Origin of the sequence: Kribbella sp. NPDC006257 (assembly GCF_040613535.1) — a bacterium.
Lineage (GTDB): Bacteria > Actinomycetota > Actinomycetes > Propionibacteriales > Kribbellaceae > Kribbella.
Genome location: NZ_JBEXSJ010000005.1, coordinates 147,750 through 161,928, shown reverse-complemented (window position 1 = coordinate 161,928; position 14,179 = coordinate 147,750). Strand labels below are relative to the sequence as shown.

Annotated in this window: 14 protein-coding genes; 2 read left to right on the top strand and 12 right to left on the bottom strand. The window is 69.4% G+C overall.

Annotation, left to right across the window (positions count from 1 at the left end):
- The first annotated feature begins 5 nt into the window (after positions 1–5).
- Positions 6–419: a CBS domain-containing protein gene (locus ABZ004_RS08595; RefSeq protein ID WP_355679149.1), complete on the top strand. Its 414-nt coding sequence runs from the start codon at positions 6–8 to the stop codon at positions 417–419.
- Positions 420–482: 63 nt separating this feature from the next.
- On the opposite strand, the gene ABZ004_RS08590 is transcribed toward ABZ004_RS08595, so the two are convergent.
- The 3 genes from ABZ004_RS08590 to ABZ004_RS08580 all read right to left on the bottom strand — a co-directional run bounded on the left by ABZ004_RS08590 (position 483) and on the right by ABZ004_RS08580 (position 3,234).
- Positions 483–1,277 (bottom strand): SDR family oxidoreductase, encoded by a 795-nt coding sequence (locus ABZ004_RS08590; protein WP_355679148.1) that lies wholly within the window; start codon positions 1,275–1,277, stop codon positions 483–485.
- 109 nt (positions 1,278–1,386) lie between these two features.
- The gene (locus ABZ004_RS08585; protein WP_355679147.1) at positions 1,387–2,172 is read right to left on the bottom strand and encodes an SDR family oxidoreductase; all 786 of its coding nucleotides are present in this window, start codon (positions 2,170–2,172) and stop codon (positions 1,387–1,389) included.
- Positions 2,173–2,220: 48 nt separating this feature from the next.
- Positions 2,221–3,234: an ATP-dependent DNA ligase gene (locus ABZ004_RS08580; RefSeq protein ID WP_355679146.1), complete on the bottom strand. Its 1,014-nt coding sequence runs from the start codon at positions 3,232–3,234 to the stop codon at positions 2,221–2,223.
- A gap of 135 nt (positions 3,235–3,369) precedes the next feature.
- On the opposite strand from ABZ004_RS08580, the gene ABZ004_RS08575 reads away from it, so the two are divergent.
- Positions 3,370–4,341, top strand: a complete 972-nt coding sequence (locus ABZ004_RS08575) for a UDP-glucuronic acid decarboxylase family protein (protein WP_355679145.1) — start codon at positions 3,370–3,372, stop codon at positions 4,339–4,341.
- Here the strand turns inward: ABZ004_RS08575 and ABZ004_RS08570 are convergent.
- The 9 genes from ABZ004_RS08570 to ABZ004_RS08530 are packed head-to-tail and all read right to left on the bottom strand — an operon-like array spanning position 4,235 to position 14,162.
- Complete coding sequence (locus ABZ004_RS08570) at positions 4,235–5,203, bottom strand: glycosyltransferase family 9 protein (protein WP_355679144.1); 969 nt, start codon at positions 5,201–5,203, stop codon at positions 4,235–4,237. The genes ABZ004_RS08575 and ABZ004_RS08570 overlap by 107 nt on opposite strands.
- Positions 5,203–5,886 carry an SDR family oxidoreductase gene (locus ABZ004_RS08565; RefSeq protein WP_355679143.1) on the bottom strand — a complete coding sequence of 228 codons (684 nt, stop codon included), beginning with the start codon at positions 5,884–5,886 and terminating at the stop codon, positions 5,203–5,205. Before ABZ004_RS08565 ends, ABZ004_RS08570 begins: the two co-directional genes overlap by 1 nt.
- Complete coding sequence (locus ABZ004_RS08560; RefSeq protein WP_355679142.1) at positions 5,883–7,256, bottom strand: PfkB family carbohydrate kinase; 1,374 nt, start codon at positions 7,254–7,256, stop codon at positions 5,883–5,885. Before ABZ004_RS08560 ends, ABZ004_RS08565 begins: the two co-directional genes overlap by 4 nt.
- Positions 7,253–7,861, bottom strand: coding sequence for an SIS domain-containing protein (locus ABZ004_RS08555; RefSeq protein ID WP_355679141.1), 609 nt, complete (start codon positions 7,859–7,861; stop codon positions 7,253–7,255). Before ABZ004_RS08555 ends, ABZ004_RS08560 begins: the two co-directional genes overlap by 4 nt.
- The gene (locus ABZ004_RS08550) at positions 7,861–9,069 is read right to left on the bottom strand and encodes a glycosyltransferase (RefSeq protein ID WP_355679140.1); all 1,209 of its coding nucleotides are present in this window, start codon (positions 9,067–9,069) and stop codon (positions 7,861–7,863) included. The genes ABZ004_RS08555 and ABZ004_RS08550 overlap by 1 nt, the downstream gene beginning before the upstream one ends.
- A complete protein-coding gene (locus tag ABZ004_RS08545) occupies positions 9,066–10,025 on the bottom strand; it encodes a glycosyltransferase (protein ID WP_355679139.1) in 960 nt (319 codons plus the stop codon). Before ABZ004_RS08545 ends, ABZ004_RS08550 begins: the two co-directional genes overlap by 4 nt.
- A complete protein-coding gene (locus tag ABZ004_RS08540; protein ID WP_355679138.1) occupies positions 10,022–11,074 on the bottom strand; it encodes a glycosyltransferase family 9 protein in 1,053 nt (350 codons plus the stop codon). The genes ABZ004_RS08545 and ABZ004_RS08540 overlap by 4 nt, the downstream gene beginning before the upstream one ends.
- The gene (locus tag ABZ004_RS08535; protein ID WP_355679137.1) at positions 11,071–12,531 is read right to left on the bottom strand and encodes an HAD-IIIA family hydrolase; all 1,461 of its coding nucleotides are present in this window, start codon (positions 12,529–12,531) and stop codon (positions 11,071–11,073) included. Before ABZ004_RS08535 ends, ABZ004_RS08540 begins: the two co-directional genes overlap by 4 nt.
- Entirely contained in the window at positions 12,528–14,162 is a 1,635-nt protein-coding gene (locus ABZ004_RS08530; RefSeq protein ID WP_355679136.1) for a carbamoyltransferase C-terminal domain-containing protein, read from the bottom strand. Before ABZ004_RS08530 ends, ABZ004_RS08535 begins: the two co-directional genes overlap by 4 nt.
- Positions 14,163–14,179 lie beyond the last annotated feature (17 nt).

Genomic DNA, 14,179 nt, shown 5'->3' with positions numbered 1-14,179 from the left:
AGACGATGACCAAGGCACGGGACCTGATGACCGCCGGTGCCGAGTGCGTCGGTGAGAACGAGACACTCGTGGATGCGGCCCGCAAGATGCGCGACCTCGATGTCGGCATGTTGCCGATCTGTGGTGAGGACAACCGGCTGAAGGGAGTGCTCACCGACCGCGACATCGTGGTCCGCTGCCTCGCCGAGGGTGGCGATCCGGCGACCGCTCTGGCCGGTCAGTTCGGCCAGGGGAAGCCGGTCACGATCGGCGCGGACGACAGTATCGAAGAGGCGCTGGCGACGATGACCGAGCACCAGATCCGGCGGCTCCCGGTGATCGACGGACACGACCTGGTCGGGATGCTCGCCCAGGCCGACATCGCCCGCGCGATGCCCGAGAAGGCCACCGGCGAAACAGTCCAGAACATCTCCCGTTGACATCGCCGACCCCGAACGAATGGAGAGCAGCGAACGATCATCGTTCCTGCTCTCCATCGCCTTCTAGGGCAGCGGGTTGCCGCCGGTGATGCCGATGCGTTCTCCGGTGATGTAACTGGAGTCGGTGGAGGCCAGGAAGACGTACGCCGCGGCCAGCTCGGCCGGTTGACCGGCGCGACCCAGCGGCGTGTCCGCGCCGAACTTGTCCACCGCGTCCGCCGGCAGAGTTGCCGGGATCAACGGAGTCCAGATCGGACCGGGCGCCACCGCGTTCACGCGGATCCCCTTGGGCGCGAGCTCCTGCGCCAGTCCCCTGGTGAAGTTGAGAATCGCGGCCTTCGTCGTCGCGTAGTCCAGCAGCTGCGGGGACGGTTGGTAGGCCTGGATCGAAGTGGTGTTGATGATCGTCGAGCCCGGTGGCAGATGCGGGATCGCGGCCTTGCACAACCAGAACATCGCGTACACGTTGGTCTTCATCACCCGGTCGAACTGGTCGGTGGTGATCGCGGCGATCCCGTCCTGCGACATCTGGTAGGCGGCATTGTTGACCAGGACGTCCAGCCCGCCGAGCTCGGAGACCGCCCGATCGACCAACTCGACACACTGCTGTTCTTCGCGGATGTCGCCGGCCACCGGTACGGCCTTACGACCGGCGTCCTCGACCAGGCCGCAGGTCTCGCGGGCGTCGGTCTCCTCGCTCGGAAGATACGAAATCAGTACGTCGGCACCCTCCCGCGCGAACGCCAGTGCGACAGCCCGCCCGATCCCGGAGTCGCCCCCGGTGATCAACGCCTTCCTCCCCTCGAGCTTCCCGCTCCCCCGATACGTCTTCTCCCCGTAGTCCGGCTGCAACCCCATTTCCCGACTGAGCCCAGGGTGCTCGAGCGACTCCCGCCCCTGCTGCTCAGGGCCTGGATATTGAGTAGTCGGATCGATCAGTTTCTCGTTCACTACTTTCCCTTTCCGCTCAGGGCCTACGCCAGTCGTCGGAACTCAGATGGCTACCGGCCATCGGACCCATGTTGAGCATCCCGCCGTCCGCGGCGATGCTCGCGCCGGTCACATACGCGGCTCCCGGCGAAGCCAGGAACGCAATGACAGCAGCGATCTCCCGCGCATCGCCCGGCCTGCCGAGCGGTACGCCGGGACGCTTCGCAGCGCGCGGCTCCTGGTCCTCCTGGCCGGTCATCGGGGTCGCGATCTCACCCGGCGCCACGGCGTTCGCGGTGATCCCGTACTCGCCCAGCTCGAGGGCCAGTGTCTTGATCAGCAGACCGAGCCCGCCCTTCGCCGCGTCGTACGGCGCCGAACCGACCCGCGGCTGATGCTCGTGCACGCTGGTCACCGCGATCAGCCGGCCACCGCGATCCTGCTGGATCATCCGGCGGGCAGCACGTTGCAAGCAGAGGAACGCGCCGTCCAGATCGACCGACAAAACCTTCCGCCAGTCCTCGAAGGCGAGATCGACCGCCAGTTCGCTGCTGCCGGTACCGCTGTTCGCGACCAGCACATCGACACCGTCCAGCGCCTCGGCCAGCTCGTCGACAACGTCAGCCGCGGCAGGCAGGTCCAGCAGATCGAGTCGCCGGACCTCGGCCCGCCGCCCGTGCGACCGGACCTCGTCGGCCGTCTCCTCAGCACCCTCCGCGTCGCTGTGCCAGGTGACGCCGACATCGAACCCGTCCTTCGCCAAGGCGACCGCGGTCGCCTTGCCGATACCACTGTCGGACCCGGTAACTATCGCTGTAGGCATGGACCGCAGGTACCCCACAGCCGAGCGACTTAACGTGCTCGACCCAGATCACTCGCTGGGTAGGGTCTCCACGTCGTCCGGCCCTACGTCGGTGCGGTGCCGTACCAGCCGGAGCGGATGGCGATAGTGCCCGGCCTGCAGAGCAGCGTCCGCGGTGACTTCGACGACCACCCGAGGCTGAACCTTGATGAGCGGTGTCTTGCTGCCTTTGCCCCAGTGCGTGGCGATCTCGTCAGGCCACGGATGCCGGCTTCCAGCTGGTCTCAGCAGCTTCCCGATCACAGCCGCCTGCTCATCCTTCAACAGCACGGTCCGGCCAACCACTTCCAGGACCTTGCCACGGTAGCGGCCGACGACCAGCACCTCCGGTGCTCGCAGACTGCCCGTGACCGCACCGACAATCACGTCGACCGTATCCCTGGTCTTCCACTTCACCCAGTCGCGGCGGCCTGGCTGGTAGCGGGTGCTCGCGCCTTTCACCACCAGGCCTTCCACCCCGCTGGACTTGAAGGCCGCCAGCCATTCCCGTGCCTCGTCGACATCTGCTGTCACCGGCGACAACTGCAGTGGCGGCCGCCATGTCTTGGCGAGGCTTTCCAGCCGGGCCCGGCGAGCGGTCCAACGCATCGGCCGTACGTCGACGCTGCCGACCGCGAGCACATCGAACACCACGAGGGCCGCCGGCTGCTCTCGCACCAGGCGTCGCCGTACGGTCGCGGCGGTATTCACCATCCGAGCCTGCAACGCGTCGAAATCCATCCGCTCGCCGGTCCACACCACAAGCTCCCCGTCGAGAACACACTCGGTGCCGACCTGCTCGGCGAGCGCCACCTGGATGTCGGGAAACTTGCCGGTGAAGTCCTTGCCGTTGCGCGACCACAACCGCACCTCACCGCCGCGGCAGACAGCCCCGACCCGGAAGCCGTCCCACTTCAGCTCGAACCTCGACCCGCCGGGCATGGCGCGAGGCCCCGGGAGCTGTTCCTCGGCCCGGGCCAGTTCCAGCGCTACCGGCCCCATCAGACCGGTGACCAGCTCGGCCACCTTGCCAGTGTTGCTCAAGGCAAGCTTCTGGTCCACCGCCGGGGCCGCTGATGGCGGCGTGGCGCGGCCGGTGACCAGCTACGCGATGTCCTCGGCAGCCAGCGGCAGGGCAAGTGACGGGTTTTCGGGAGGTCCGGACGGGTACTTCGGTACATGGACACGAAGCATGTGCTTGTGACAGGCGGGGCCGGGTTTCTCGGGAGCCATCTCTGTGAGCGGTTGATCGCGGACCGACACCGGGTCACCTGCCTGGACAACTTCCTGACCGGCTCACCGGCCAACGTCGCGCATCTGGAGGCGCACAGCGGCTTCCGGTGCCTGCCGGTCGACCTCACCGAATCGGTCCCCATCCTCGCCCCCGTCGACCTCGTACTGCACTTCGCCAGCCCGGCGTCACCGATCGACTATCTACGGTTACCGATCCAGACCCTGAAGGTCGGTGCCATCGGTACCTTGCACGCCCTCGAACTGGCCGAGGAGAACAACGCACGCCTCGTCCTGGCCAGCACCTCCGAGGTGTACGGCGATCCGCAGATTCATCCGCAACCGGAGTCCTACTGGGGCCATGTGAACCCGATCGGACCGCGAGGCGTCTACGACGAGGCCAAGCGGTACGCCGAGGCGCTGACCACCGCCTACCGGACCAGTGAGGGCGTGGACGCCGCGATCGTCCGCATCTTCAACACCTACGGTCCACGGATGCGCCCGAACGACGGCCGCGCCATCCCGACCTTCATCCGCCAGGCGCTGGCAGGCGAGCCACTCACGGTGGCCGGCGACGGCAGCCAGACCCGCTCGGTCTGCTACGTCGAGGACACGGTCGAGGGCATCCTGCGGATGGCGTTCAGTGACCACCCAGGTCCGATCAACCTCGGCAATCCCGACGAGCGGTCCGTACTACGGATCGCCGGTGACGTGCTCGCCGCGACCGGCTCGGACTCGGCCATCGAGTTCATCGATCGTCCGGTCGACGACCCCGGCGTACGGCGGCCCGACACCGCACTGGCCGAGCAGGTCCTCAGCTGGAAACCTCAGGTCGGCTGGCGGGAAGGACTGAGCTCGACGGTCGAGTGGTTCCGTACCCAAGCTGTGCCCGGGCAGCCAGCAAAACCTCCGCAGCGGTAATGCGCAACAGCCCCTCGTCGACCCGGTCAGCGTGCGGATCGCCGAGCCTGCTGCCGTGGTAGAGCACCGTGTGCGATTCGGCATCGATGGCCGGTCCCCACCAGGCGGGCGGAGTCGGACCGAACAGGGTCACCGACCTGGTCCCCGCGGCGGTGGCCAGATGCGCGACGCCGGTGTCACCACTGACCACCAACGCCGCGGAACCGATCCTTGTGGCCAGTTCGTCCAGCGACAATCGACCACTGAGATCCTCGGCGCCGGTCTTCTCGGCCAACCGACCGCACAGCTCGGTCTCAGTGCCCGTCAGTACTACGGTCTGCCCGTCGGCACGTAACTCCTGGATCACTGCGGCCCACCTGATCGGTGGCCATTGCCTGGCCCGGCTGGCCGCTCCCGGATGAACGACCACGGCACCGTCTCCCGGGCCGCCGAGCGGTAACCGAAGGTCCTCGACCGTGCAGGCTCCCCCGGCATCGGACACCAGTCGGCACCAGCGATCCACCTCGTGCTCGCCGAACCTCCAGCAGGTCCTGCTCCGATATGAGGCGGCTGAGCAATCAAAGGCGATCAGCTGCTCGGGGGCCGCAGACCTCAGCAGCAGATGACTCTGCGGCCCCCGGCCGTGCAGGTTCACGGCGAGATGACGGCCCAGTCCGCGACCCGGCGACGGGCCGGACAGGCCTGCCGTGGCGACGACGCCGTCGACCAGGCCCAGCCCGGCCAGCCAGCTCGCGAACGGTTCCCGCCCGGCCAACAGCAGCGGCCGATCGGCGTACCGGCGCCGTAATCCCCGAAGAGCCGGTACTGCGGTCAGTGCGTCGCCGAGACCGAGTGCCCGCAGCACCAGAACCGGTGCGGACATCAGGGCCAGGACGGCTCGATCGACGGGCAGACGACGAGTTCACGGATCTCCACGCCACGCGGCTGACTCAGTGCGTAGACGACCACCTCCGCGACCTTGTCCGGATCGTTGAGCATCGCGTCCGGCCCCGGCTTGTACTGGTCCGGCCGCCCGTCGAAGAACGACGTCTGCATGCCACCGGGCACCAGCATCGTCACCCCGACCCGGCCGGCGGTCTCGACAGCCAGCGCCCGGGTGAAGCCCACCACGCCGAATTTCGAGGCGCAGTACGCCGTCGCGTCGCTGAGTGCCCGCAGTCCCAGCGTCGAGGCGACGGTGACGAGGCGTCCGCCGGATCGCTCGAGCCGCGGGACGGCCGCCTTCGCGATCGCGGCGGTGCCGATCAGGTTGACGCTGATCACCTTGGCCCAGTCGTCGATCTGCACGTCCTCGATCCGGCCGCAGGCGTCGATCCCGGCCGCGGTCACCACGCCGGTCAGCGGACCGATCTCGTTCTCGGCGGCGGCCAGTGCCGGTTCGGCCGCGGCCGGATCGGTCAGGTCGACCTCGACCCAGCCGGCCTCGTCGCTGGGTCGTTGCCGGTCGAGTACGACGGCCGTGCCGCCCTGTTTACGGACGGCGCGGACAACGGCGGCTCCCAGGCCGCTGGCTCCGCCGGTGACGGCGACTCGCTCGAAACTCATGAGATGCTTCCTCCCTGGAGGATTGCGGTGGTGGAATGGCCGGGCAGGAACGGGACCAGGACGACCCGGCCGCCCCACCCGGCGATAACAGGGGCCTCAGGCAACATTTCCGCGGTGTAGTCGCCGCCTTTGGCCCAGATGTCCGGTCGCAGCTCGCACAGGGCAGCCACCGGATCGTCGCCGTCGAACACGACGACGGCGTCGACGAAGCGCAGCGACCGCAGCACCCGGCAGCGGTCTTCCTGCGAGTTCACCGGCCGGGTGTCGCCCTTCAGGCGGCGCACGCTCGCGTCGGAGTTCACCAGCACGATCAGGGCGTCGCCGAGTGCCCGGGCCGCCTCGAGACTGGCGATGTGTCCCGCGTGCAGGATGTCGAAACATCCGCCGGTGGCCACGACGGTGCCACCCGCCGACCGCACCCGATCGGCGACCGCGAACGCCTCCGCCGGATTGGCCTGCGCCGTCGGATCGGCCTCCTGGGGCATCCCGCCCGGTGCCGGATCGGCCGCTGGGTTCACCCCGCCCAGCGCCAGCCAGGTCGCGGTGTCCTTCACCGCCGTGTCGATGGCCGCGCTCATCGTCGTACCGGCCCCGATCTCCGCCGCGACCGTCCCGGCGAAGCGGTCGCCCGCCCCGCAGGCGTCCCCGGCGTACCGGAACGGCGCCGGCACGAAGGAGGGGCCGTCGCCGGCCGCGAGGTAGACGCCGTGCGCCCCGTCGGTGACGGCTACCGACCAGGCCTGCCAACGGTCCCGCAGTTCGACCGCGAGCCGATCGAGGTCGTCCGTGCTGCCGAACTGCAGCGCCTCGCTCCTGTTCGGGGTCACCACGGTGACGGCCGGCACGGGTTCGTTGCCCCTGGGGTGCGGATCCCAGACCATCGGCCTGCGCAGGGCACAACGCTCCAGCGTGGCACGGACCACCGGATGGCTCACGACTCCCCCGGCATAGTCGGACACCAGGACGACGTCGGCTTCGTCCAAGGCCGCCTCCAGGACAGCGACATCGCAGTCGCCGTGCACCTCCGCGGTCGGCGCGGCATCGATCCGCAGCAGCGACTGACCGGCACTCCGCACCCGCGTCTTGCAGCGGGTCGCGGACGCGTCGAGGACCGAACTGACCTCCACCTGCTGTTTCAGCAGGTCCAGCAAGCGTGCACCTGGCTCGTCAGCGGCGATCGCGGTGACCAGATGTGGGATGACCCCCGGCCGGTTCAGCAGCGTCGCGACGAGGCCGGCGCCGCCTGCTCGCTCGGTGGTCCGGTCGAGGTCGACCACGGGCACCGGGGCGTCGGGGCAGACCCGCCGGACGTCGCCTTCCAGATCGCGGTCCAGCAGCACGTCACCGACCACAACCACGCGCACTGTCATCGCGACACCTCCGCCGCGACCGCCGCCCAGCGGGCCGAGGGCAGGTAACGCTCCACCGCGCTGCAGAGTGCGTGGATCGCGACCAGGTGAACCTCCTGCACAGCGGTGGGTGCGGAGCACTCGACGGCCAGCACCTCGTCCGCCAACTCCGCCAAGGGGTTGACCCGCGGTCCGGTCAAGGCCCAGACCCGCAGACCGCGGTCCTTGGCCTTCGCAGCCGCCGCGAGCAGGTTCGGGCTGCGGCCGCTGGTCGACAGCAGCACCAGCACATCTCCCGAGCGGCCGTGCGCTCCGACCTGCCGGGCAAAGACCGTCTCGGCCCCGAAGTCGTTGCAGATCGCCGTCACGGTCGAGGTCTCCACATGCAACGCGATGGCGGGCAGCGGTTCGCGCTCACCCTCGAACCGCCCGACCAGCTCCGCGGTCAGGTGCTGGGCCTCGGCCGCACTCCCGCCGTTGCCGGCAGCAAGCAATTTGTGTCCGGAGACGAAGGCGGTGGTGAGCTGCTGCCCCCAGCTGTCGATCAGACCCGCCTGGCGGTCCAGGCTGGCCAGCCCCAGCCGGAGATGCTCGAGATGTTCCCCGACGGTTCCGAAGCGTGTCATCAGTGTGCTCTCCCCACGACGATCGGTTGCGTGGTCGTGATCCGCCGGTAGACCGCCTCGGTCTGCGCGGCGACCGTGGCCCAGGTGTACTTCTCCGCGACCCGCGCCGCGGCGGCCAGCCCGAGCCGCCGGCGCAGCTGCGGATCAGCCAGCAGTTCGCCGAGCGCGGCAGCCAGCCGTTCCGCGTCCCTCGGCGGCACGTGGATCCCGGTGACCCCGTCGACCACTGTGTCCAGCAGACCGCCAACGGCCGAACCGACCACGGGACGTCCGCAGGCCATCGCTTCCAGCGGCACGATCCCGAACGGCTCGTACCACGGTGTGCAGGCGACCACGTCGGCCGACCGCAGCAGCCCGGGCACCTGGTCCCGCGTCACCGCACCGACCAGCCGAACCCGGTCCGTCAGCCCCAGCCGCTCTACCTGGGCACGCAACCGGCGTACCTCGGGATCGTCCTCGAAGTTCGCGGCCGGCCCACCCGCGATCACCAGCTCCGCCTCCGGTAGCGCGGCCATCGCGGCGATCACGGTGTCGACGCCCTTGCGCTCGACGAGCCGTCCGAGCGACAGCACCCGGCCCCCGCTACCGCGCCACCATTCGTCGGCTGGCGTCGTCCCTTCGAACAGATCGACCCCGCAGGGCACGACATGGAGCGACTCCGCCCGGGCTCCCAACGCCAGTAACTCGTGCACCTCCTCCGTGGCGGTGGCGATCACGGCATCCGCGTCGTACGCCAGCCGCTGCTCCGCAGGCTGCCTGATCGACGGACTGGTGTCGGCGGCACCCTGATGGCGGCGTTTGACCACACCGAGAGCGTGAAAGGTCTGGGCGAACGGGAAGCCGGCCGTACGACGCGCCTGCGCGCAGGCCAGTCCGGACATCCAGAAATGCGCGTGCACTACATCCGGGCGGCGATCGGTCCAGCGCGCGGCGAGCCAGTCGCCGAAGGCCGGCATGTAACCGTGCAGCTCGTCCTTCGGAATCGGCAGGGCCGGTCCGGCCGGGACATGGATCACCTCGACCCCTGGACCGAGCGGCACCACCTCGGCCGGGCCAGGATCGTCCCGCCGGGTGTACACCTCGACCTCGTGTCCCAGTTCGGCCAGTGCGAGTGCGAGCGCGGCGACATGGACGTTCTGACCGCCCGCGTCGGCGCCGCCCAGCACGGCCAGCGGACTGGCATGTTCGGACACCATGGCGATTCTCATCGGGCCACCTCCTTCAGCAACCGGTCCCAGTCGTCCAGGAATCTGAGCAACCCGAACGTGCGCAGGGCGTGTTCGCGAGCGGCCCGCCCGACCTGCCTGGCCTCGTCCGGATCGGCCAGCCATCGTCGTGCGGTCCCGGCCAGCCGTTCAGGGTTGGTACTGACCACACCCGCTGCCGGCGGGACAGCTTCGTAAGCGGCCGTCGAGCCGTTCACCAGCACCGGCGCACCCAGCGTCATCGCCTCGACCAGGGACAGACCGAGACTGGTCCATCGGTAGGGATGCAAGTAGGCGAAGTGACGAGCCATCCGTTGGTGGAGGGCTTGCTGGGACAGGTCCTCGACCGCGGCCAGCCCGTCGGTGATCCGGCCGCGGAGCGCTTCCGCGCCCAACCCGTACACGGCAACCGGAACGCGGGTCGCGATCTCCGCGACCAGGTCCAGCCCGGCGACGTGCCAGCGGCGTACAGGCTCGTTGACGGCGACGCAGAGCGAGCCGGTATCGCCGACGTACTGACCGCCATAGTCCGGTACGCCGTGCGCGATCACCACCGTCGGCGCCTTGCCGTTGTCCCAGGCCATCTGGTTGAACTCGGTCACGTGCGCCACCGGGATGTCCGAGCGGGCAGCCAGTACGTGCTGCCACTCGTTGACGTCACCTCGGGGCGTGTTGTGCTCGACGTAGACCGCCGGCACCCCGTTGCTGCCGAGCGTCCGCCCGGTCCAGCGCTCGAACAGCGCCGGCTCCTGAGGTCGCTGCAGCACGACCACATCGAAATCGGTGACGGCGATCTGCGCCGGGGTGAGCTCGTGCACACTCGCGGGCCAGGGATACGTCTGCGCCCGGCCCTTTCCGTCGTCGCTGCGATCGGGCAGCAGCGGTACGCAGTACTCGTGCGGTCCCTGGACGAACGATGTCATCCACGCCGCATGGACATGCCAGACCAGGATCTTCATCCCGCGGCCTCCTCAATCAGTTTGCGGACGGCAACAACCACTTCCTCCGGGCTGATGCTGTTCAGACAGGGGTGTCCGGGAACCGGGCACTCGCGCGCCCTGCTGTCCCGGCACGAAGCTTCTTGGTCGCCCAGCAGGACGTACGGCACCCGCCACGGCGCCCAGCTCTGCGACGGGACGACGGGAGCGAACAAGGAGACCACCGGCGTGCCGACGGCTGCCGCCAGGTGCGCCGGACCGGTGTTGCCCACCACGACACAGGACGCCGCGCGGAGCAGCGCGGCCAACTGCCCGTACCCGGTTCTTCCGCCCAGGTCGATACCGTTGCTGCCAGCAACCATCGCGGTGAGCGCACGCTCCCGCCCGGATCCGGTCACCACGACCTGATGGCCGGCGGCGCTGAGCGCGCGGACCAGCTCGGCGGCCCGGCGGGGATCCGCCGCCCGGGCGTGAACCGAGGCACCGGGATGAACGACGACGAACGGCCCGTCGGGCGGCTCACCGCCCGGGGTGGGTCCGGCCGGCAACCCGCCGTCGCCATCGGGCAGGTTCCCGGGGGCCGTGCGCTTGACCAGCAAGCGGCCGTCGTCGCCGTCGGGCAGTTCGTAGCCGGCCGCGCGTACCAGGGACAGCGACCGCTCCACCTCGTGCAGCGGTTCCGGTCGATGGCGCAGATCCAGCAACGAGCCGGGATAGTCCTCGCTGGCCGCCGCGATCCAGCCGATGCCGGCCATCCGCAGTAACAGCGCCATCGGCAGCGGGCTCTGGTGATACGAGGTCAGAATGAAGGCGGCGCCGAGACGGGACAGGGCCAGCGCATCCACCAAGGTGTTCGTACTGCGTCGATCGACCGGCGGTGGCTCGAAGCCGGTCCAGGGACAGGGCCACACCAGGAGATCGTGGACGCCGGGCAACAGCCGGGCGGCCTGCTCGCCGGACGGCGCCACCAGCAGGATCACGCGATCCCTCGCTGCCACCGCGCGGATCGCCGGGCCTGCCAGCAGGACATCGCCGTCATTGTCCATCCGGGTGATCACGACCGATCTCATCGACGTCTCCCGGACAGCTGGTCCAGTACCTGGTTGACCGCCGACCGCAGATCCGGCGCCGTCGTCGGAGCCTGCAGAATCTCTTCCGGCCGGGTCTGCCGGGTCGGGACCAGGACGGATCGGGCGCCGGCCGCCTCGGCCGCCTCGACGTCCGAGCCGATGTCGCCGATCACGACGATCTGACTCGGCGGGACACCGAGCTCGGCCGCCGCCGCCAGGACCAGCCCCGGAGCAGGCTTGCGGCAGGCACAGCCGTCCTCGGAGTCGTGCGGGCAGACCTGCCAGGTACTGAACGGACCGAGCAACTCGTCGACGCGCCGGTTCACTTCAGCCACTTGTTCGGCGGTGATCAGGCCGCGACCGATGCCGGACTGGTTGGAGACGACGCCGAGCCGAAGGCCCGCAGTACGGAGGCGTTCGACGGCCTGCCGGGCGTCGGGCAGCAGTTCGACGCGGTCGGCATCGCCGTTGTAGGGGACATCGCGGACCAAGGTCCCGTCCCGGTCGAAGAGCACAGCGCGGACCGGTCCCGGCCACGGCGCACTCCCCCGATGCCGCCAGGTGCCTCGCAAGCGATACCAGACAGCGGCGAACGGGATCAGCACCGAGGTCGCTGCCATCCGCAGCATCTCGTCGGTCGTTCGTGGTCCGCCGGAAACCCGGCGCCGGAAGAAGTCCGCGGTCAACAGCGACCACACCAGCCCCGCCGGCCGGCCGAACCTGGTGAACGCCAGGACTGCCGCCGCCACCGTTGCCAAGTGCCACTTGAACCGGCCAGGAGGACAACCGGACTCCCGGCGCCAGTGCCGGCCGTGAACTGCCCGGAACAGTGCGTCGTCCGCGTTGCCCCGCTGGACGCGCAGGCTGACCCAGAACCGTTCGGCCCGAACGGGATGAACGACCGAATGCCGGCCGTGCACCAGCTTCCAGCCGCGCCGGCGGATCCTCAACGCGAGCTCGGCATCCTCTCGATAGGCCCGGGGGAAACGCTCGTCGAAACCACCCACCTCAGCGAGCGCCAACCGCCGGTACGCCATGTCCGCCGTGGCCCAGTCCGCGTTCTCCAGGCCCGCCGTACTGCGTTCCCAGTCCGTCGCCGCGCGTGCTGCCGGCAGCGGTACGGCGATGCGCCCCTGGACTCCGGCGGTCTCCGGTCCCGCACTTCGCAGGTCGGCCAGCAGCTCCTCCGACCAGTCGGTCGGCAGCCGTACGTCGTCGTCCAGGAAGACGATCCACTCGCTGTCGGCCGCTCTCCAGCCGACGTTCCGGGCAGCCGCCGGACCCCGCCCACCGCCGCGAAGTACGACCGCGTCGACCGTCAGAGCCTTCTCCGGGCGACGTCGGTCATCGACGACCAGAACTGCCTGAGGTTGCTGAGCTTGACCGGCCAGGTCGGCCAGCAGCTCGGCCAACGACGCCCGGCCGACAGTGGGAATCACCACCGACCATGAAGTCATCGAAACGCTCCCGCCCGCCGAACGATGTGCGGTCCGAGAACCAGCAGGTCGACCGGGGTCGAACCGAACAGCTCGAGCGCATCCGCCGGGCTGTCGACCATCGGCCGGCCGGCCGTGTTCAGGCTGGTGTTCACCAGCACCGGCAGTCCGGTCCGCGCCTCGAACTCGGCCAGCAGCTGAGCGAGCAACGGCTCGTCGGCACGATCCACCGTCTGGATCCGGGCGGTACCGTCGACGTGCACCACGGCCGGGATCCGGTCGCGCCACTGGGCCGCCACGTCGTGCACGAACAACATGTACGGACTGGGCAACGGGCCGTCGAAGATCTCATCCGCGCGATCGGCCAGCACCAGCGGTGCGATCGGCCGGAACTGCTCCCGGCCCTTGATGTCGTTCAGCCGCTCGAGATTCTCCGGCCGGCCGGGGTGAGCCAGCAACGAACGATGCCCCAGCGCCCGCGGCCCGTACTCCGATCGTCCCTGGAACCAGGCGATGACGCCGTTGTCGGCAAGCGCCTGCGCCGTGACGGCCGCCAGGTCAGCCGGCGTCTCGAACGGCAGCGCCGCCTTCTGCAGGCACTTCGCCAGCTCGTCGCCGGACCACTCGCGCCCCAGTGCCGCCGTCGCCATCGGCTCAGGACGTCCGTCCGCGGCGCTCAGCTGAAGAGCCGCACCCAGGGAGGTCCCCGCATCTCCGGCGGCCGGCTGGACCCAGACATGATCGTACGGCCCGCTGCGGGAGATGACCGAGTTCGCGACACAGTTCAACGCCGTTCCGCCGGCCATGGTCAGAGCTTTCGCGCCCGTCTGGTCGTGCAGCCACGTCGCCAACTCGAGCAAGACCTCCTCGAGACGTCGCTGCACGCTGCACGCGAGATCCGCGGCAGCATCGGAGACGTCTGCTCCGCCTTGCAGCTTCGGCGTGTACGCCGCCCAGTCCACCGGCTCGGTCCGGAACCCGCCGTCGTCGGTGGTCCGGATCAGCTCCCGGAAGTCGGCCAGATGCCGCGGTTTGCCGTACGACGCGAGCGCCATCACCTTGTACTCGTCACTCGACCTGAGGAAGCCGAGGTGCTCGGTCAAGTCTTCGTACAGCAGCCCCAGCGAGTGCGGCAGATCCTGGGCGGCTAGCACCGTCAGGTCCGGACCGTCGTACCGGCCGGCCAGATGTGAGGCCCGCTCCCCTCGTCCGTCCAGTACCAGGCAGGCGCTCTGCTCGTACGGCGCCGCGAGCGCCGCCGAAGCCGCGTGAGCGACGTGGTGCTGGACGAACTTCACCTTGTCCGGATCGAGCCCTGGCAGAGCCGCGGCCAGGAACCGTGGTGCGCGACGGGCGTAATCGGCTCGGGTCCGGTCACCGGGGTCGGTGAGACCGAGACCCGCCAGGTCCACACAGAGCGCCGGGTCGAAGGAGTAGCCGACGACGTCGAGGTCTTCGGCCCGCAGTCCGGCCTCGCTCAGACACCAGCCGATGGCCTGCTCCGGCAGTTCCCAAGCTGACCACGGCACCGGGCGCTTGCCGTGTTTGCGCCGGCTGAAGCGTTCTTCTTCCGCCGCCGCCACGATCCGGCCGTCGACGACCAGAGCCGCCGACGGATCGTGGAAGATCGCGTTGACACCGAGGACGCGCATTGGTTCGACCTCCTGAT